This window comes from Martinezella lusitana (assembly GCF_014207095.1).
GTDB classification, from domain to species: Bacteria; Pseudomonadota; Alphaproteobacteria; order Rhizobiales; family Rhizobiaceae; genus Rhizobium; species Rhizobium lusitanum_B.
Genome location: NZ_JACHBG010000001.1, coordinates 393,002 through 412,604, shown reverse-complemented (window position 1 = coordinate 412,604; position 19,603 = coordinate 393,002). Strand labels below are relative to the sequence as shown.

Sequence of the window (19,603 nt, the reverse complement as noted above, 5' to 3'; positions counted from 1 at the left end):
ATCGGATAAAGCAGGATTAACCTATTGTTTCTGCATGGGGAAGATCATCGTTACCGTTAACCCCTTCGCATCGGCACTCTCGGGATTGGTATCCGAAAGCTCCAAGCGTCCGCCGTGCAGCTCCATGACGGCCTCCACCAGCGCCAGGCCAAGCCCGGTTCCCGGTTTGGAACGGCTTTCATCCAGCCGGAAAAAGCGTTTCACGACATCGGCACGCTGATGAGCGGGAATGCCGGGGCCATGATCCGCAACGGCAAGCATCACCGCATCGTGGGTGTGCGACAGTTTCAAGGTTACCGTCGGCTCCCCTTGGCAGCCGGCCGCATATTTGAGTGCGTTGTCGATGAGGTTGAAAAGTGCCTGGCCGATCAGTTCGCGATTGCCCTGCACCTCGACGTCAGACTCGATATCGGCGGTGAGCGTCAGACCGGCCTCCTCGGCCACCGGCTCGTAAAGCTCGGAGGTATCGGCGACGATGGACGAGAGGTCGACGCCGGTCATCTCGGCTGCGACGGATCCCGCCTCGACGCGAGAAATCATCAGCAGCGCATTGAAGGTGCGGATCAGTTGGTCGGACTCGCTGATAATGCCTTCCAGAGCGACACGGCGACCATCGCTATCGGCATTGTCGAGCGCATCGGCCGCCTTGTTGCGCAGCCGGGTCAGCGGCGTCTTGAGATCGTGGGCGATATTGTCGGAGACCTGCCGCAGCCCTTCGTTCAGCTTCTCGATGCGCCCCAGCATGGAATTCAACGACGCCGACATACGATCGAACTCGTCGCCGGAGCCGCCGACGGGCAAGCGCTGCGAGAGGTCGCCGGCCATGATCTTGCGGCTGGCATCCGTCATCCGGTCGATGCGCTTCAAGGCATTACGGCCGATGCCGAACCAAATGACCAGCGCGCCGACGCCCATGATCGCCAGCGCCAGCATCAGGGCCTGGCGCACCAGGACCCGGAACCGTTCCGGTTCGCCGAGGTCGCGCCCGATGAGGATACGCAAGCCGTTATCGAGGATGAAGATATTGGCGATCGCCAGGTGGCGGCGCTCGGGATCGTTCGACGCGTCCGTATAGCGCTCGTAGATGAAGGGCAGCTCCGTCCAGCCGGACTGGCCGAGCACTCCGGGTTGCACCGAGGCAACGTTGCCGGCGAGGATATCGCCCGACGGACCGGCTATGACATAGAGATTGGCGCCTGGCTGGCGAGCCCTGCGCTCCATCGTGCGCAACAGCAAGTTCAGCCCGCCAATGTCGTAGGCGCGCTTGACCTGGCTGACTTCCTGTTGGACGGCATCGCGGATCTGCCCCGTCAGCAGTCGCTCGGACATAGCCGTGACGTAGAAGACCAGCGTGGCGGCACACAGCGCAAAGAGGAGGATGTAGAGAGCGGAAAGGCGGACTGCCGTCGACTTGAAGAGGACGCGGAAGCGACTCATCACTCGTCCTTGATCATGTAGCCGGCGCCGCGAATCGTCTTCAACAGCGGCTGGCTGAAATCCTTCTCGATCTTGGAGCGCAGCCGCGAGACGTGGACATCGATGACGTTGGTCTGCGGATCGAAATGGTAGTCCCAGACATTTTCAAGCAGCATCGTGCGGGTGACGACCTGGCCGGCATTCTTCATCAAATATTCCAGCAGGCGGAATTCACGCGGCTGCAGCGGGATTTCCTTGCCACCGCGGCGAACCTCATGCGACAGCCGATCCAGTTCGAGATCGCCGACGCGATAGAGAACATCCTGCTCGGGCGTGCCCTTGCGGCGCCCCAGCACTTCCACGCGCGCGAGCAGCTCGCTGAAAGCATAGGGTTTTGGCAGATAGTCATCGCCGCCGGCACGCAAGCCGGTGACGCGGTCATCGACCTGCCCAAGCGCCGAGAGGATCAGAACCGGCGTGTGAACGCCTTTGCGGCGCAATTCGCTGATGACGGAGAGGCCATCACGGCGCGGCAGCATGCGGTCGATAATGGCGACGTCGTAGGTGTTTTCCGTGCCCATGAAGAGACCGCTCTCGCCGTCGCTGGCGTGATCGGCAACAATGCCGGCCTCGCGAAACGCCTTGGTGAGATAGGCCGCCGCCTCGAGATCGTCTTCGATGATCAGAATCTTCATGTGGGCGACATTACCTGCCGAGGGTGTCTCGGCACAACCGGATTCGGAAGGATTCACGGCATGTTGGCCAGCGGTTGTCATCTTTCACCTGCCTCGGAGCCAGTCATCTTTGACGTCAGTTAAAGAAGAAGCCGCGCAAGCCGTAGCTGCGCGGCTTCCCATTGCATTCTAAAGCGCGTCGCGATCTTCAGATCGCTTCTTGCGCTTTAGATCCTTGTTTGTGCGCATGTCGTCGTCGCAAAACCGCTACACGCTTTTGCGCGACATGCGTTGAAGACTGAAAGGATCAGCCCGCATTGATCGGCAAGGCGACGAAACGGCTGCCGTCACCGGACTGGATCTGGAACAAGGCGCGCGTGCGGCCGTCCTTCTTGGCCTGCTCGAGAACCTTGACGATGTCCTTCGCGCTCGAAACCTGCTGGTTGTTGACCGAGGTGATTTTCTCACCTTCCTTCACGCCCTTGTCGGCGGCGTCGGAGTCCGGGTCGACGGCAGTGATTGCGACGCCCTTGCCGTCGTCGGCAGGGCCGACGGTAAGGCCGAGGTCGGCCAGCGCCTTTTCGGAGGACGGCTGCGACTGGTTCTGCTGCGAGTTGTTGCCGTCATCGTTCGAAGCCTGGCTCTGATCGAGCGGCAGCGTGCCAAGTTCGACGGTGACCGACTGAGACTTGCCGTTACGCCACAGGGAAACCTCGACCTTCGCGCCCGGCTGCATAGCGCCGATGCGACGAGCGAGATCACGCGGATCCTTGACGGGATCGCCGTTGACGGCCGTGATCACATCGCCGTTCTTGATACCGGCCTTCTGTCCGGGTGAGCCATCCTGCGGGGAAACGACGAGTGCCCCGCTTGCTTCGGAAAGGCCGAGAGATTCGGCAATATCCTTGCTGACAGGCTGGATCTGCACGCCGAGCCAGCCGCGCGAAACGGTGCCGGTCTTGATCAGATCGGTCACGACATCCTTGGCGGTGGTCGCCGGAATGGCAAAGGCGATGCCGACGCTGCCGCCCGACTGCGAGAAGATGGCGGTGTTGATGCCGACCACCTGGCCATTCAGGTTGAAGGTCGGGCCACCGGAATTGCCCTTGTTCACCGGCGCATCGATCTGGATGTAATCGTCATACGGGCCGGAATGGATATCGCGGCCACGCGCCGAGACGATACCTGCGGTGACCGTGCCGCCGAGGCCGAACGGGTTGCCGACGGCAACGACCCAATCGCCCACACGGACCTTGGAGTCATCGGCCCAGCCGACATAGGTGAACTTTTTGCCCTTGGGATCGACCTTCAGCACTGCGAGGTCGGTGCGCGAGTCCTTGCCGACGAGCTTGGCGTCAAGCTCGGTGCCATCGTTGAGAACGACGACGAAGGCTGCGCCATCGGAAACGACGTGGTTGTTGGTGACGATGTAGCCGTCCTCGGACACGAAGAAGCCGGAGCCCTGAGCGACCGGCCGCAGGCGACCCTTGCCATCCTCGGAATTCTTCTGCTGGCCTCGGCCCTGCTGCTGCTCGAACTGGCGGAAGAACTTCTTCAACGGATGATTGTCCGGGAGATCGTCGAAGCCGCGACCGAGGCTGAAGGAGTCGTCTTCATCGGAAGCCGAGTTGACCCGCGATTCCACGCGGACGGAGACGACTGCCGGCGACACGGCATCCACGACATTGGCGAAGCTCGGAACCTGCGGGGCCTGAACGTTCACGGCATCGGCATAGGAGCTGCTGACTTCGGCGGGAATGCCCGTGGCGAGAGCAGCAACAGCAAGGCCGGCGACGACAGAAGCTTTCATAGCAGTGCTACGGGACAAGGTGTCCTTGATATTCCTAAACATATGCGAGTTACCTTCTCTTCTCTCGTCAGATTTCCGCCGGCGCAAGCCAGCGGTGACTTGTGGTGGTAAAGATATAAGGCGCGGGACCTTACGGCGAACTGTCCGCCCCATGAAAAATTGGTAATGTAGGGAAATGATGGCAATGAGGTGAAGGAAGATGACGCAAGCGTCACTTTCCCAAGATCTCGTCCAGTTGCGCCTCTTCTTCGGCGCTGAGAGCCTTGCCGGTTGGTTTTCCGGCGCGGCGGCGGGCATAAACGGCAAGAGCGATGCCGCCCAGGACGAAGAGCGTGATCGGCGCGCCCCAGAGTATCAACGTCTTCGCGGTGAAGCGCGGCTTCAACAGCACGAACTCGCCATAGCGCGAGACGACGTAGTCCAGGACCTGCTGATCGGTATCGCCGTCGCCGAGGCGTTTGCGGACCAGCAAGCGCAGGTCGCGGGCGAGATCGGCATTGGAATCGTCGATGGACTGGTTCTGGCAGACCATGCAACGCAATTCGGCTGATATCGTGCGTGCCCGCCCCTCCAGCGCCGGATCGGGCAAGACTTCGTCGGGATTGACTGCGAAGGCCGAAAGCGGTGTCAGAAACATTGCCAGGCAGAACCACAGCAGGATAGCCAGGAATGGACGCCGGCGACTGGCAGACAACGATATCCCCCCGGCACTACTCATTCGGCTGGCTCCATAGCGGAACGGGCCGGTTTTGCCTTCCGGCTCGGGGCGCCGACGCGCAGGCGCCGGTCGCTGAGCGACACGAAACCGCCGATCGCCATGACAAGGGCGCCTATCCAGATGCAGAGGATGAACGGCTTCCACCAGATGCGCACGACCATGCCACCATCCTTGCTGGCGTCCCCAACCGACACGTAGAGCTGGTTCGGCCCAAGCGTCAGAATGCCGGATTCGGTCGTTCCCGTCCGGCTCGCGGTGAATACCCGCTTGGATGACGACATTTCGGCAAAGGCGACACCGCCGCGGCTCACGGTGAAGCGGGCGCGATCCTCGGTGTAGTTCGGGCCGACAGCCGGCTGCATACCCTCGAAACGCAGGCTGTAGCCGCCGAGTTCGGCTGTCTCACCCGGTTTCATGCTGGTGATGTTCTCGGTCTCGAAGGTCGTCACCGCAACAATGCCTAGCACGGTAATGCCCAGGCCTGCATGGGCGAGCGCCGTCCCGAAGGCTGAGCGCGGCAGACCGCGCAGCCGGTGCCAGGCGACATTTGCCGCAACCTTGCGAATGCCGGCGCGATACCAGAGATCGGCCAGCGCGCCGAAGATCAGGAAAAAGCCGGCGGCAAGGCCGAGGACGGCCAATACTGGGCCGCCATGCTTGAGATAGAACAGGACGAGCCCGGCCAGGAAGGCAAGACCCGCGACGACGTAGAGCCGCTGCAACGCACCGAGCAGATCGCCCCGCTTCCAGGCAAGCAGCGGACCGAACGGCACCGCCACGAGGATCGGCGTCATCAGCAGGCCGAAGGTCAAGTTGAAGAAGGGCGGTCCAACGGAAATCTTGTCGCCGGTCAAAGTTTCAAGCGCCAGCGGATAGAGCGTGCCCGTCAGCACCGTGCCGCAGGCAACCGTCAGGATCAGATTGTTGAGAACCAGCGCCCCCTCGCGCGAGATCGGCGCGAACAATCCGCCGGCGGCGAGTTTCGGCGCACGCAAAGCAAAGAGCGAGAGCGCGCCGCCGATGAAGACCAGGAGAATGCAGAGAATGAAGATGCCGCGCGCCGGATCGCTGGCGAAGGAATGAACCGAGGTCAATACGCCGGAGCGGACGAGGAAGGTGCCGAGCAGCGAGAGCGAGAAGGTGAGGATCGCCAGCAGCACCGTCCAGATTTTCAGAGCGTCACGCTTTTCCATGACCAGCGCGGAATGCAGCAGTGCAGTGCCGGCAAGCCAAGGCATGAAAGAGGCGTTCTCCACCGGATCCCAGAACCACCAGCCGCCCCAGCCGAGTTCGTAATAGGCCCAATAGGAGCCCATGGCGATGCCGAGCGTCAGGAAACTCCAGGCGGCGAGCGTCCATGGCCGAACCCAGCGCGCCCAGGCGGCATCGATGCGGCCTTCGAGAAGCGCTGCGACGGCGAAAGAAAAGCAGACGGAGAAGCCGACATAGCCGAGATAGAGCAAGGGAGGATGGATAGCGAGGCCGATATCCTGCAGGACGGGATTGAGATCCTTGCCTTCCGCCGGCGCGGGATCGAGCCGGATGAAAGGATTGGATGTCAGCAGGATGAAGACCAGAAAGGCCGACGAGATCCACGACTGCACCGCCAGAACGTTGGCACGCAAAGTATCCGGCAGATTGCGGCCGAAGAGCGCGACGAGCGCGCTGAACAGCACAAGGATCAACAGCCATAGCATCATCGATCCCTCATGGTTGCCCCAGACGCCGGAGATCTTGAAGATCAGCGGCATCAGCGAATGGGAATTGGCCCAGACGTTGAAGACAGAGAAATCGGAGGCGACATAGGCATAGGTCAGGACGCCGAAGGAAAAGGCGACGAGCAGGAATGTGACGACCGAGCCGATGGGTGCGATATCCATCATCGAGATGTCGCCGCGCCGCGCGCCGATGACAGGCAGAATGGAGACGATGAGCGCGGTCGCCAGCGCCAGCACCAGGGCATAATGTCCGAGCTCTATGATCACCGGGTCGCCTCCTCGCCCTTCCACACGCCGTCCGCCTTCAGCTTGTCGGCGACCTGCTTGGGCATGTAGCGCTCATCATGCTTGGCCAGCACGCTGTCGGCAACGAAAACGTCGCTGCCCGGCACGAACTTGCCCTCGGTCACCACGCCCTGCCCTTCCCGGAAGAGATCCGGCAGGATGCCGTCATATTTGACCTTGATGGTATCGGTGCCGTCGGTCACGGCAAACTGAACCTGCGTGCCCTGTCCCCGCACGATGGAACCCTCACCGACAAGGCCGCCGAGACGGATCAGCGTTCCGGCATTGACGGGGGTCTTGGCAAGATCCGCCGGCATGTAGAAATAAGCGACCGACTGGCTGAAGGCGAAGAGCACGAGCAGCACGGCGGCGGCGATGAAACCCATGCCGCCGGCAATCACAGCCAGACGTTTCTGCTTGCGGGTCATTGCTGCGTCACCTCCGTCGGCAGTCCCAATTCCTTCGCCAGCGCCAGAAGCTGCTGGCCTTCTCCTCCATCGGCCGGGAAAGCCGCAAGGCCCCGCTTCAGGGCGTCCGCGGCACGATCCCGATCGTTCAGCACGGCATAGGATCGGATCAGCCGCATCCATCCCTCGAAATTCTTCGGATCGTCCTTGAGCTTTGCATCGAGGCTTTCGACCATGCCTCGGATCATCTGCTGGCGATCGCCGCTGCCAAGCGCATTGGCGGCGGCAACGTCCGCGGCGGTGGGATTGCCCGGTGCGTTGGTATTTGCGGTCGCTATCGGCTGGCCGCCATTCTTGACGATATGCTCATTGACGGCTGCAAGCCAGGGCGCATCCGGTGGCGACTGTTTGGCGAGCGCCTCGAAGGCAGTTTTCGCGTCGGCGGCCTTGCCCTCCTGCTCCAGCGCCAGCGCCAGATAGAAGAGCGTACGCGGATTGGCAGCGTCGAGCGCTAGGGATTGCTGCAGCACGCCGCGTGCATCCGCCGTCACGATACCATTCGCCTTGACCACCAGCACTTCGCCCAGATCGCCGAGGCGTGTCGCATTCGGCCCGAGTATGCGAATGATGTTGCGATAGGCGAGTTCCGCGTCGCCGATGCGATTGGTCTTGAAATAAATCGGCGCCAGAACTTCCCAACCCTTGGCATCGTCGGGGTTCTTGGCCAGATGCTGCTCGATCTTGACAATGGAGATGGCGAGATCGCCTCCCGATTTCTCCAACCGTGCTTCCAGCGGCTGCGAGGGCAGGCCGGGATTGCCGTTGGCCAGATAAAGACAGAGACCGACAATAGGCAGAATGGCGATGATGAAAGCCTGGGAAAGGCGATAGTTGCCGCGAGCGGACGATTTCGCTTCACTCGGCTGATCTTTGGAAACAGCAATAAGACGCCGGCCGATCTCCGCGCGAGCATAGCTTGCTTCTTCCTTCGAGATCAGCCCCCCGGCCAAATCACGATCCAGCTCACGAAGCTGATCGCGGTAGACCTCGACCTCTCCGGAACGACCGTCGTCGGCCTCTTTCGCACCACGCAGAAGAGGATAGAGCAGCACAGCGCCGACAACCGCCGTGATAACGGCCACAAGAATCCAGAACAGCATAAACGCCCATTACTTTAACGGGGCGCTTATTCCAACCGCGAAAGCCCTGCTGACGAAGATTTGAGGCGTTTGGCCGCGCCTTTCGGCTTTAGAATCTAGTCGAGCGGCGTCCAGGTGCCGTCGTCATTGCGGCAGGCGGCGCCTCTTCCGGTCGTCGGCTTGCCGTCGACGGTGATGGTATGGGTATATTGCCGGCAGTTCTGCGAACCGACCTGATAGGGCGCGGCAGCGACGACCTCACCGCTCGCAGCCTTCCCCTTCCAGACCACGGGCTGGCCAAGCGGTGCGCTTTCCAGCGCCCGATATTCCGCCTCCAGCGCCCGCTGCTTATCGTTGTCGCCAAGCTTGATGCCTGTGCGGTCGATAATGCCGCCATCGAGCGCCGCGATAAATGTCGCCGACGCTGGCGGCTTCGACGAGGAAAGCAGGCTACCGCTGCCGTCCTTGCCACTTGTGGTGGAACAACCGGAAAGCGCAATTGCTGCGAAGAGAGAGGGGGCGACCAAGAAAGAGGTACGAAGCTTCATACAACCGAACCAGTATCAAAAAGCAAAACCATAGGTACTGCGATGCGGCATCATCATGACCCACAACGTCTTTTGGCATCAAGGCGTGCGTCACGCAACATCCTTCGTCAAACCGGGTAGAATTAGGCTGGCGCGAAGGCCGCCCCAGGCGCCTCGGGACAGTTCGAACCGGCCCTGATATTCATTGGTGATCTCGCTGACGATCGACAGGCCGAGGCCCGTACCGGGCTTGCTCTCGTCGAGCCTGCGGCCGCGCTTCATCGCCTCGCGGATCTGATCCGGCTCAAGACCTGGGCCGTCGTCCTCTACCACCAGTTCCACCCAATAACGGCGCGCCGGATCGAGGCCCTTGACCTCGGCTGGCGCTTCGGTTGCAACCACGCGAACCTTGTTCTGCGCAAACCGCGACGCATTTTCGAGGAGATTGCCGACCGTCTCCTCAAGATCCTGCTGCTCCATGGCAAGCGCCAGATTGGGGGAGACGGTGAGTTCGAACTCCTTGTCCGCATTGAGCCGCCGCATGACGCGGACGAGCCGCTCCAGCGCGGGCTCCGCCTCTGTTCGCGCCAGCACGGATTCGCGCTGCGCGGCAATGCGGGCCCGATTGAGATAGGATTGCACCTGCCCCTGCATGGCCTCCGCCTGGTTCTTCACGAGATCGCCGTGCGAGCGCTCCAGTACGCGCGATTCGTTGAGCAGCACCGCGATCGGAGTTTTCAGTGAATGGGCGAGATTGCCGACCTGCATGCGCGCGCGCTCGACGATGCGACGGTTGCTTTCGATCAGTGCGTTGACTTCGTTGGCAAGCGGCAGGATCTCGCGCGGAAAATCGCCCTGCAGCCGTTCGCTTTCGCCGGCACGAATGCGCTCCAGCGCGGCGCGCGCCTTATCGAGCGGTTTCAGGCCGTAAAGAATGGCGAGCGCATTGACGATAAGGCTGCCTACGCCGAAGCCCACCAGGGCGAAGTAGAGGCTGTGGGAGAAATTGCTGACGTCGTCCTCCACGACGGCGACGTTGCCCGTGACACGGAAACGCGCCGCACGGCCATCCGTATCGAGCACGACTTCGGTTTCGGCCACCTGGACGCGATTCCCGAAGGCGTCGGTGACAACATAATAGCGCTCATAACGCTTGTCGAAGGGTGCCTCCAGCACCGACAGCACCGGCAGATTCGACGCGCCCAGCGAGGGCGACGCCAGCGGTGTCGCGGTATAGGTGCCAAGCGGCTCGACTATCCAATACCAGCCGGTCTTCGGCTGGGCAAAGCGCAGGTCGCCAAGCTGCGGATTGCCTGACAACGCACCCTGATCGCCGATCGTAACCGAATTGATGACGCTGGAGAGCTGTGCCCGCAACAGATCCTGAAAACCGCGTTCGGCGCTCTTGCGATAGATATTGGAAATGACCAGGCCGATCACCACAAGCGCCATGGCAGACCACAGTGTGGTCAGCAGCAGAACGCGCGCCGTGAGCGACTTAATTCGCATTGGTCGGAGATTGGATTCGGTAACCAAGGCCACGGACCGTCTCAATCAGATCGACACCCATCTTCTTGCGCAGGCGCCCGACAAAAACCTCGATCGTATTGGAATCGCGGTCGAAATCCTGATCGTACATATGCTCGACCAGCTCGGTGCGCGAAACGACTTCGCCCTTGTGGTGCATGAGGTAGGCGAGAAGCCGGTATTCATGCGAGGTGAGCTTGAGCGGCTTGCCATCCACCGTCGCCTTCGAGCTTTTGGTGTCGAGGCGGACCGGGCCGCAAACGATTTCCGAGGAGGCATGGCCGGCGGCGCGACGGATCAGGGCTCGGATGCGGGCGAGCACTTCCTCGACATGGAAGGGCTTGGCAACGTAGTCGTCGGCTCCCGCATCGATGCCGGCAACCTTGTCGCTCCAGCGATCGCGTGCCGTCAGGATCAGCACCGGCGTTGCGCGTCCGGCGCCGCGCCACTTCTCCAGCACCGTGATACCGTCCATTTCCGGCAGGCCGATATCGAGGATGATGGCATCGTAGGGCTCGGTATCGCCGAGAAAATGCCCCTCTTCACCGTCAAAAGCCGTATCGACGACATAGCCTGCCTCTTTCAAGGCTTCGGCAAGCTGGCGATTGAGGTTGATATCGTCTTCGACAATCAAAATGCGCATATTTGGATCCAATTTCCCCGGTTCGAGAAACAGTACTGTAAATCGAGCTGCAGTGGAATCACGGAAACGATAAGATTTTACGTGAAATTCAAGGTCTTAGAACATTCGTCGGGCGCGATGCCCAAGATGCCTTCACATCGGCACCTTCATCGTCACCTTGCGCGGGCGCTGCCCATTGCCTTGCACGAGAACGGTAATGACACAGCTATCGCCCGACGGCTGCGCGGAAAGGAGTTGCCCGCCCGTCTTTTCAACCACTTCGGCTGCAGCCTCGCTGCAATCGTTGCTGGCTCGGGCCACGAGGGTCGTCGGCGGCGTAGGCAGAACAGCCGAGCTGGCCAACACAAGGGCCGCTGCTGCTATGCTTGATAATGAGGCCATGCTTCGGACTTCCCACAGGGACATTAACTTGAGCAAATATGTACCCAAACACGTCTGAATGGCAAATGAATGGGCCGTAATTTTCCGCTTTCAACGCCTTCAACGAGCCTGAAACAAGATTTAACCGTTTGAATTCATTGAATGTGCGATCATAAGACTACCATGATGACAGCCGATCGGCGCTCCGCGACATATCGCCGGTACAATCGCACAGCAATGCATATTCGAGCGGTATCTAAATAGCTGATCTGAGCATGAGCAAAACAGAGGCTCAGTCAATTTTAATCATTATCGAGTATCTTTAATGACACAGGCGCAACACGAACGACCGCGCTACCATGGCCAATACAATTGGCCTTAAGGTGTTTTACTGAGGTAAGACACCTTGCTTTCCTTGAGTCTTTTGAATCGCTTGGGGCGACTTCCTTTCAGATTGAATCCGCTGCCTCAGACGCCGATTCAAGAACTTCAGGTAAAGAATCCGGGCGCGGATAATTCGATTCCGCCGGCGAGCACAATCACCTGAAATGGCTCATTGCGCTCTTATGGTCGCCTCGCAATTTCGCGCCGTTCAGAAGGGCTCCCGGACGGCAGCTGATGTCTCGTAGTCGGCCGCAATCCGCATTTCCCGCAGAGGACGCACGCGCTCTATGGAGCGCTGATAGTTCGGGTGAGCTTTGTAGGCGGCAAGTGCTGCCTCATTGTCGAATTCGCCGTAGACGACGAGATCGATGTCGGTGCCGAACTGATCGGTCTTCACATTCGTCCCGATCTCCAGCAGACGTGCGTGTGGGATGGCCGTCAAAATTGAGAGGCCGGAGCGGACCTCCTCAAGCTTGGCGCGATCGGGAACAGTGAAAAAGACGATATGACGGATCACGCGACAGCTCCTTGTGCATGAGCGAAGATCCGCGCGATATCACGCGTATCAGCGCAATTCAATGAAGGGGCTCGATCTCTGCCAAGGCTTCGTTGTCGCAGGCTTCACAGGAGCGATTTTCTGCGTGGAGCCGGGCGTGATACGCTTTTTCCATGACCGACGAGGATCTCATCGCTCTTGCGCTTGGCCTGCCGGAGGCCACGGAAGGCTCGCATTTCGGAACGCGCGATTTTCGAGTGCGCGGCAAGATCTTCATGACGCTACCCGGCCCGGATTTCTGCGTCGTGAAGCTGACGCCCGATCAACAGCAAATGGCCAGGGCGACCATGCCCGAAGAGGTTGCTGCCGTGCCGGGCGGCTGGGGTCTCAAGGGCTCGACTCGTCTCTTCCACCATCGCGCCGACAAGGACGCGGTCGCAATGCTCGTGCGGCGAGCCTGGCGGAATGTGGCGCCGAAATCTATGGCTTTGCCGGAGGATTAGGCAGCATATCGTCTTCGACGGTCAGCGGCCAATCGACGACGAAATCCTCGAAATCATCGAGATCGACATCGGTTTCGCTTACCGTGCGGCCCCGCGCGGACACCCCGGCGATATGCACCGTCTCCGGATCGCCCGAGACGAGCGGATGCCACCAGTAGAGATCGCGACCATCGTTGACGAGGCGATAGGCGCAAGTGGGCGGCAGCCATTCCAGCTCCGGCACTTTTTCCGGCGTGAGCTGCACGCAATCGGGCACGAAATCCCAGCGGTTCGGATAGCTCGTGCACTGACAGCTTTCGCCATCCATCAGCTTACAGCGGATCGAGGTGAAATAGACGTCGCCGCTATCCCACTCTTCCAGCTTGTTGAGACAACAGAGCCCACAGCCGTCACAAAGGCTTTCCCATTCCGACGGGCTCATCTCCGTCAGGGTCTTGCTTTTCCAGAAGGGTACTTCGTCTGTCATCATCATCGTCCTCGCCGCCCGGCTAAGGGGAATTCGGGCTGCGGCATGCATGTCTCTTGTTCTTTTCTCTAAATCAACCAATTATTCAATTAGCCGTCCTATGAGATAATAGGCTTTGTGTGTGCCGCAAGGAAACACGCAGCAGTATTGTGGTCGGGAAGTAGAGCGTGGAAGACCCATCCAATCCAGAAAACGGGCCGAACATGGAGCCCGAGACGCCACAGGATAATGGGGCCGGCAAGCCGCGGCGGCGGAAGCTGTATTTTTTCCTGCGTCTTGATTCCTGGATCGACTCCACCCTTTGGAACGCCGGCTTCCGTCTTGCGGAGGCCTGGGAAGAGATCACGATTTTCTTCCGCCGCTTTCGCGTGCGTGGCTGGAAGCGCATCCTTTTCGAATTGCTCGGCGAAGGCCTGACGCTGGGCGCTGCCGGCTCCGTCGTGATGCTGATGCTTGCCATGCCGGCCTTCGAGGCGACCCAGGGCGACTGGCGCAATCGCGGCAACTTCGCCGTCACCTTCCTCGACCGCTACGGTAATGTCATCGGTCATCGCGGCATCATTCATGAGAATTCCGTACCGGTAGACCAACTGCCGGATTATTTCATCAAGGCAGTGCTTGCGACCGAAGACCGGCGCTTTTTCGACCATTTCGGCATCGATGTGATCGGCCTGTTCCGCGCCGTGACCGTCAATGCGCAGGCCGGCGGCGTCGTTCAGGGTGGCTCGACGCTGACACAGCAGCTCGCCAAAAACATTTTCCTCAGCAACGAACGCTCGATCGAGCGCAAAATCAAGGAAGCCTTCCTTGCGATCTGGCTGGAGGCCAATCTCTCGAAGAAGGAGATCTTAAGCCTTTATCTCGACCGCACCTATATGGGCGGCGGCACCTTCGGTGCGGCGGCGGCCGCGCAATTCTATTTCGGCAAGAGCATCACCGACGTCAATCTGGCGGAAGCCGCGATGCTGGCAGGCCTTTTCAAGGCGCCGGCGAAATATGCGCCGCATGTCAATCTGCCGGCGGCGCGTGCCCGTGCCAACGACGTGCTCTCCAACCTCGTGCAGAGCGGATTGATGACCGAGGGGCAGGTGATCGCCGCCCGGCGCAACCCGGCTTCGGTCGTCGATCGCGCACAAATCGAATCTCCCGATTATTTCCTCGACTGGGCCTTTGATGAAGTGCAGCGGCTTGCCACCCGCTTCCCGGAACGCTCGCTGATCGTCCGCACGACCATCGACATGGGATTGCAGAAGGCAGCGGAGGATTCGATTCAATCGAGCCTGATGGAATATGGCGAGCGCTACCACGCCAAGCAGGGCGCGAGCGTGATGATCGAAAACGGCGGCGCCGTCCGCGCCATGGTCGGCGGTAGCGACTATGGTGAAAGCCAATTCAACCGCGCGACCAAGGCGCTGCGTCAACCTGGCTCCTCCTTCAAGATCTACACCTATTCCGTGGCGATGGAGAGCGGCATGACCCCGACCTCGGTCGTCGTGGACGCACCGATCTCCTGGGGCAACTGGAGCCCGCACAATTACGAAAACCGCTATGCCGGCAAGATAACGCTGACGACGGCCATCACGCAATCGATCAACACGATCCCGGTGCGTCTGGCCAAGGAAAAGCTCGGCATTCAGCCCATTCGCGAGATGGCCAAGGCCATGGGCGTGGAAACGCCGATCCGCAACGACAAGACCATTCCGATCGGCACGTCTGAGGTGACGGTGCTCGACCAGGCGACGGCCTATTCCGTTTTCCCTGCCGACGGCATGCAATCGAGACGCCACGGCATCGAGCAAATCACCGGCTATGACGGCAAGGTGCTCTATGATTTCGGTCACGACGAGCCGCCTGCCAAGCGCGTGCTCAGCGAAAAGGCCAATTCCTATATGAACCAGATGCTGACGCAGGTTCCGGTCATCGGCACCGCCCGCAAGGCGGCTCTGGACAACGGCATCGTCGTCGGCGGCAAGACCGGCACGACGCAAGCCTATCGCGATGCCTGGTTCATCGGCTTTACCGGCAATTACACCTGCGCCGTCTGGTTCGGCAACGACGATTATACATCGACGAACAACATGACCGGCGGCACTCTTCCGGCAATGACCTTCAAGAAGATCATGGACTATGCCCATCAGGGCATCGTGCTGAAGCCGATTCCAGGGATCAGCGATCCGTTCCCCGCGCAAAAGCCGCAGACGGCATCCGCCAAGAAGCCGGCGGATCCGGCAAATGGCAGCCTGCCACCGCTCGTGCGCCCTCGCTCGCTTTCGGTGGACTCGACGAGGGTCCTGCGCGATATCGGTGAAAAGCTGAAGGGCGCGGCTCCGCTCGAAGCCCAGAAGCTCGCAGCGGCGAAATAGCGACCGCTAAGCCGGCATAACTCCCTACACGGGCGTCCCGCCCTTCCCCCTGCGGTCAGAATCAGGAATAAATCGATATCGATTTGTCACGAGGACGATCCCAGGGTGTTCCGAGTTCCCTTTCTTGTTGCGCTTTCGCTGCTGATCGCTTTCGGCGGCGGGATCATGTTCACGCTCTTTGCGCTGAATGCGACATCCGGTTTCGGCGCCATTAAGCTTGGCGCCTGGCAGGCGTTCCCGGAAATGCAGACAGCGGATGCAGACCCTTACGCGAAGTCGCATCGCGCCCGTGCCGGCCGGCTGCTGTATGGAACTGCCGAAGGACTGGTCTTTACCGCCTCAGACGACGATGGCCGCGCGAGATTGACGACGAGCTGCAGCTATCGCATCAGCGGCCAGACGCCGCCGGCGCGGCTCTGGACGCTGTTCATCGCCGGCAATGACGGCCAGCCGATCGAAGCGACCGCCGGGCGCCCCTCCACCATCAATTCATGGGTCGTGCTGCGCAATCCGGATTCAAGCTTCAGCATCACCGTTTCGCCGAATGCGCAGGCGGGCAATTGGCTTGCCCTGCCCACCGCCGGCAATTTCCGGCTTGTTTGGACGCTTCTGGATTCCCCGGCGGCAAGCAGTTCCGGTCTGATCGACCTCACCATGCCGAAACTCGAGAAAATCGGGTGCGGCAATGTTTAAATATGCTTTCGCCATTCTGACCGGTCTTTTCGGCGCGGCGCTGCTGCACATCGTCATCATCCTGGCGCTGCCGCATTTCTCCGACCGCGATGCCTATACGCGTGTATCCGACGAGGGCGACGAGAACCATTTCTACGTGCTCGACGAAGCGGATGACGACGCGGGACTATCCAATACCGACCCCTATATTCGCACTGCTGTCTGCGCATACGATATAGAAGACAAGCCGGTGCATCTGACCGCAAAGGGCAAGGTGCCGTTCTGGTCCCTTGCCGTCTATGATGCCGCGTCTAACGAGGTGTTCAGCATGAGCGACCGCACATCCGTCGGCGGCGCTCTCGACCTGTTGCTTGCCTCTCCTGTCCAACTGACGGGAATACGCAAGGCGCTGCCGCCGGCTCTTGCGCAATCGATCCTGGTGGAGGCTCCGCATGCTCAAGGCTATGCGGTTCTGCGCACGATGGCCCCGCAGACAAGCTTCAACGATGCGGCGAAAGAATTTCTGTCGCAAGCCGGCTGCGACGAGTTCAGCAACAATTGAAACCAATGGGCGACGATGCAAGCGCCTTCGATCGCCACATCCGGCAACGCAGGGTGACCCGTAGCAAGCGATAGGTGCGGGTTTCGCGTACCAACGGATTTCGTCAGGCGCGCGTTACTTGCCTTTCACCCGCTTGGGTCCAGCTCCCGGACGGTGAGTAGGAGTGTCCAAGTGCTCGTAACGCACCCCGGTAAACAGCAATATTCTCGCTTCCACCGGCTCCTTCTGGGCGCGAGGCGGCAGGCGCAATCGCCAATCGGAAAGAGATACTATCTTTGCCATTCTCGTCTCCATTTACGTCTCGAGACGGATGAACTTGCGACTGATTTCACCCTACCCGCCACCAAGGCAGGCTAGCGCTTCCCTTTCTCAACCCTATCCTCTCCGGTTAAAACAAGGGACATTTACGCCTTCTCGCGGCATTTCAGGAACGCCTCGGCATAGGCCCCGCTATCGGTTCCCATGCCTTCACTGCATGTGATTACACTCTGCAAACAACTGCTTTCTTCGGAATTCAGACATATCGCAGTTAACAGAATGCTAATCTTCGTCGCACGTCATCCGTCGCACGTGTCGTCATGCTCTATTAACGCGGCGATGGCGGCTTTGGTTTCATTCACCGCGGAAAAATATTGAATGCCGGCTTTCTGAATAAATATAATAATATCAGTCTCTTATTTTCAATATCGGTGTAGACGAGAAGTGCACCGCCCCTGAATTCGTTGCATAAAAGCGTCACGCAAATATTATTTGCGCTCACGAAAAATTAACGTATTGTAAGATCGCTAATCGAGGGCGAAACATGTTTGCGACGGGCAACTCCGTCTTCTCTCCAGAGGATGTCATGGTCCTGCGTGGCGCGCTCGATGAGTGGTGCCAGGAGAGGCGCATCGACATCAAAAGCGCCGAAGCACAATTCGCAGCAACAGCCGCGCTCGGCCTTTTCCAATCCGGCCACAACACTTCCGAAAAACTCCTGACGGCTCTGCGTGAACACAGGGGCATCTAAGCGCCGTTTCGGGCGTTGCCACTCCAAGCGCATCTCGCTGTGGATAAGCCTGCGGAGGCAACTGGCGCCCTCCGAGCCGAAACTCTCATAAGTTGAATTCTGAAACGAGCAACCCTGCGGCGAAAGCGGTCTATGGCCGGGCATAGCCTCTGATCACCGCCCTATTCCGCAGAAACGCCGCGGTTTCATTCGCGCAAGCTTAACGCGCAATTTTTATTCGGATTTTAATAAAGTTTTCACGAACCATTAACCCAACCGGCCTTAGTCTTTCCCGAAAGCCAGACAAGGACGGCCGTGTCCATGCCCGTTTCGCCAATCGTTGCCGCGGACGCCCCGCTACCGGGAAGCGTCACTCGACACGATCGGAAGATGGTGCGGCAACATCGGCCGTCGATGATCCGGTTCCCCGTGTTTTTGTTCTGCGTATCAGTGTGGGTGTTTGCGTGCGTGACCGGTTTCGAGACCTTGAAGAGCCTGCAACAGTCCGGAAAAAGGACGTGGTTCTGATGGCGACGATCACCAGCTTTGAAGGCATGGGGCACCCGTCCAAATCGGAACTTCGCCAGTTCGCTGAACTTTTCACGCCGGTTTTCCAAGCTTCCTCGGAGGAGGCAAAGCGCCAGGCAGTAGCGGCCCTCTCCCAATGCCCGACCGTGCCACAGGCAGTCGCCCTCTTCATCGGCTGTCAACCGATCTCGATTGCCGCTCCCTTCCTCACCGGTTCTCAGGCGATCGATGACGACACCCTGATCACCATTGCCCGGACGCAGGGAGCAGCCCATGCCCGTGCGATCGTCAGCAGGCCGTCGCTGTCACCCAAGGTGATCGACGCGCTCGTCGGCCTGCATCAGGCTGAGCCGGATCGCGGCATGGCTATGCAGGACGCCGCGATGAATGCGCCCATGGTGAAAGTCGAGACGATCGAAACCGATCGCCTGGCGCGCGAAGAAGCGCTGCGCATGCAGATCAAACAGGCAGCGCGTCATCTGGCGCGGGACGACAGGGATCGTCTCGGCCTGCGCAGCCTAGGAGAAATGCAGGAAGCGCTACTCGTTCGTTTCGCACGAGAGCGCGACGCTCTGCAGTTTGCGACTACGCTTGCCGATGCGCTTTCATCGAGCCAATGGTTGGCGGAACGCATCATGCTCGACACGTCGGGACAGCAATTGGCCGTCACGCTGGTAAGCCTCGGAATGGGTATCGCGGATGCGGTCTATTCGCTCGAGCGCTTCTATCCACATCTGGCTGAAAGCCACGGCAGCGTCAGCCGTGCGTGGCTTGTGCTTGACGGCATCGACACCGAAGAGAGCCAGAGCCGTGTCGAAGCCTGGCGTCGGGCCGACAGCTATACCTATCTCCCACAGGACAGCGTTGCACCTCGCCCCGCCGCCCCGCTGTTCGGCGCCAAGTCCGTTTCGATCCGCGAACTGAGAGTGGCCGGCAAGCGTTGAAGCACCTGGTGATCTTCAAGATTCGCTTTAGGTCTTCGATCTTGCCTATGCCGTTGCCGTAACGCCGCGCCGCACTTTTGCACGGCATGCTTTGGCGGCCTCAATCCAAGGGATTGCGGCGCAGTTCGGCCAATGGGACGATATCGGCAATGTCGTCCGTCTCCAGCTCGATGATCCACAGATCCGGATCGAACTTCAGTTCTCGATCGAGCGTCTCGCGAACCTGCTCCGGCTGCCGCCGATCGACGCGAAGCTCGAACAGGCGCCCTGTGTCCCCTTCCCCGTCAAAGAAGCTCTGCGGCGCCGGCGCATAGAGGGTTTCCAGACCATCGCGGAAACGTTGCCGGATGAAGATCGCTCCCGCCTGCTCTTCGCCCTTTCGCTCGACGGCGGCAAAATCGCCCCGGGCAAACATCCGGCGCGTCATGGCGGAAACGAAGATGTCGCTGCGCAATCTCATGATCGAGCTATAG

Annotated in this window: 20 protein-coding genes; 6 read left to right on the top strand and 14 right to left on the bottom strand. The window is 60.0% G+C overall.

The features are described 5' to 3' along the window. Window positions 1-21: 21 nt before the first annotated feature. From GGD46_RS02045 to GGD46_RS01990, 12 genes are all read right to left on the bottom strand, one after another. Complete coding sequence (locus tag GGD46_RS02045) at window positions 22-1,437, bottom strand: HAMP domain-containing sensor histidine kinase (protein ID WP_184701329.1); 1,416 nt, start codon at window positions 1,435-1,437, stop codon at window positions 22-24. Further along, the gene (locus GGD46_RS02040; protein ID WP_184701327.1) at window positions 1,437-2,192 is read right to left on the bottom strand and encodes a response regulator transcription factor; all 756 of its coding nucleotides are present in this window, start codon (window positions 2,190-2,192) and stop codon (window positions 1,437-1,439) included. Before GGD46_RS02040 ends, GGD46_RS02045 begins: the two co-directional genes overlap by 1 nt. Before the next feature lie 205 nt (window positions 2,193-2,397). Beyond that, the gene (locus GGD46_RS02035; RefSeq protein WP_184701325.1) at window positions 2,398-3,942 is read right to left on the bottom strand and encodes a Do family serine endopeptidase; all 1,545 of its coding nucleotides are present in this window, start codon (window positions 3,940-3,942) and stop codon (window positions 2,398-2,400) included. Between the two features lie 169 nt (window positions 3,943-4,111). Continuing rightward, complete coding sequence (locus tag GGD46_RS02030) at window positions 4,112-4,537, bottom strand: cytochrome c-type biogenesis protein CcmH (RefSeq protein WP_246806207.1); 426 nt, start codon at window positions 4,535-4,537, stop codon at window positions 4,112-4,114. 77 nt (window positions 4,538-4,614) lie between these two features. Beyond that, a complete protein-coding gene (locus GGD46_RS02025) occupies window positions 4,615-6,603 on the bottom strand; it encodes a heme lyase CcmF/NrfE family subunit (protein ID WP_184701321.1) in 1,989 nt (662 codons plus the stop codon). Further along, window positions 6,600-7,049, bottom strand: coding sequence for a cytochrome c maturation protein CcmE (gene ccmE / locus GGD46_RS02020; protein ID WP_184701319.1), 450 nt, complete (start codon window positions 7,047-7,049; stop codon window positions 6,600-6,602). The genes GGD46_RS02025 and ccmE overlap by 4 nt, the downstream gene beginning before the upstream one ends. Beyond that, complete coding sequence (gene ccmI / locus GGD46_RS02015) at window positions 7,046-8,188, bottom strand: c-type cytochrome biogenesis protein CcmI (protein ID WP_184701317.1); 1,143 nt, start codon at window positions 8,186-8,188, stop codon at window positions 7,046-7,048. The genes ccmE and ccmI overlap by 4 nt, the downstream gene beginning before the upstream one ends. Window positions 8,189-8,283: 95 nt before the next feature. After that, on the bottom strand, window positions 8,284-8,715 hold the full coding sequence (locus GGD46_RS02010; RefSeq protein ID WP_184701316.1) for a hypothetical protein: 432 nt from the start codon (window positions 8,713-8,715) through the stop codon (window positions 8,284-8,286). A gap of 90 nt (window positions 8,716-8,805) precedes the next feature. Then, window positions 8,806-10,203, bottom strand: a complete 1,398-nt coding sequence (locus tag GGD46_RS02005; protein ID WP_184701314.1) for a HAMP domain-containing sensor histidine kinase — start codon at window positions 10,201-10,203, stop codon at window positions 8,806-8,808. After that, a complete protein-coding gene (locus GGD46_RS02000) occupies window positions 10,193-10,864 on the bottom strand; it encodes a response regulator transcription factor (RefSeq protein ID WP_184701312.1) in 672 nt (223 codons plus the stop codon). Before GGD46_RS02000 ends, GGD46_RS02005 begins: the two co-directional genes overlap by 11 nt. A gap of 132 nt (window positions 10,865-10,996) precedes the next feature. Beyond that, window positions 10,997-11,245 (bottom strand): hypothetical protein, encoded by a 249-nt coding sequence (locus GGD46_RS01995; RefSeq protein ID WP_184701310.1) that lies wholly within the window; start codon window positions 11,243-11,245, stop codon window positions 10,997-10,999. A 571-nt stretch (window positions 11,246-11,816) separates the two neighbouring features. After that, the gene (locus GGD46_RS01990) at window positions 11,817-12,125 is read right to left on the bottom strand and encodes a Dabb family protein (protein ID WP_184701308.1); all 309 of its coding nucleotides are present in this window, start codon (window positions 12,123-12,125) and stop codon (window positions 11,817-11,819) included. 152 nt (window positions 12,126-12,277) lie between these two features. Here GGD46_RS01990 and GGD46_RS01985 point away from each other — a divergent pair, with 152 nt between their 5' ends. Then, window positions 12,278-12,607 (top strand): MmcQ/YjbR family DNA-binding protein, encoded by a 330-nt coding sequence (locus GGD46_RS01985; RefSeq protein WP_184701306.1) that lies wholly within the window; start codon window positions 12,278-12,280, stop codon window positions 12,605-12,607. On the opposite strand, the gene GGD46_RS01980 is transcribed toward GGD46_RS01985, so the two are convergent. Beyond that, entirely contained in the window at window positions 12,585-13,073 is a 489-nt protein-coding gene (locus GGD46_RS01980) for a YcgN family cysteine cluster protein (RefSeq protein ID WP_184702215.1), read from the bottom strand. The genes GGD46_RS01985 and GGD46_RS01980 overlap by 23 nt on opposite strands. Before the next feature lie 167 nt (window positions 13,074-13,240). Between GGD46_RS01980 and GGD46_RS01975 the strand changes: the two genes are divergently transcribed. The 5 genes from GGD46_RS01975 to GGD46_RS01955 all read left to right on the top strand — a co-directional run bounded on the left by GGD46_RS01975 (window position 13,241) and on the right by GGD46_RS01955 (window position 19,130). After that, on the top strand, window positions 13,241-15,436 hold the full coding sequence (locus GGD46_RS01975) for a transglycosylase domain-containing protein (RefSeq protein WP_184701304.1): 2,196 nt from the start codon (window positions 13,241-13,243) through the stop codon (window positions 15,434-15,436). 105 nt (window positions 15,437-15,541) lie between these two features. Then, window positions 15,542-16,129, top strand: coding sequence for a DUF1214 domain-containing protein (locus GGD46_RS01970; protein ID WP_184701302.1), 588 nt, complete (start codon window positions 15,542-15,544; stop codon window positions 16,127-16,129). Further along, window positions 16,122-16,670 (top strand): DUF1254 domain-containing protein, encoded by a 549-nt coding sequence (locus tag GGD46_RS01965; RefSeq protein ID WP_184701300.1) that lies wholly within the window; start codon window positions 16,122-16,124, stop codon window positions 16,668-16,670. The genes GGD46_RS01970 and GGD46_RS01965 overlap by 8 nt, the downstream gene beginning before the upstream one ends. Before the next feature lie 802 nt (window positions 16,671-17,472). After that, entirely contained in the window at window positions 17,473-17,679 is a 207-nt protein-coding gene (locus tag GGD46_RS01960; RefSeq protein ID WP_184701298.1) for a hypothetical protein, read from the top strand. A gap of 443 nt (window positions 17,680-18,122) precedes the next feature. Continuing rightward, entirely contained in the window at window positions 18,123-19,130 is a 1,008-nt protein-coding gene (locus GGD46_RS01955) for a DUF2336 domain-containing protein (RefSeq protein WP_184701296.1), read from the top strand. 100 nt (window positions 19,131-19,230) lie between these two features. Here GGD46_RS01955 and GGD46_RS01950 read toward each other — a convergent pair whose 3' ends face one another. After that, window positions 19,231-19,590, bottom strand: a complete 360-nt coding sequence (locus GGD46_RS01950) for a DUF1491 family protein (protein ID WP_184701294.1) — start codon at window positions 19,588-19,590, stop codon at window positions 19,231-19,233. Window positions 19,591-19,603 lie beyond the last annotated feature (13 nt).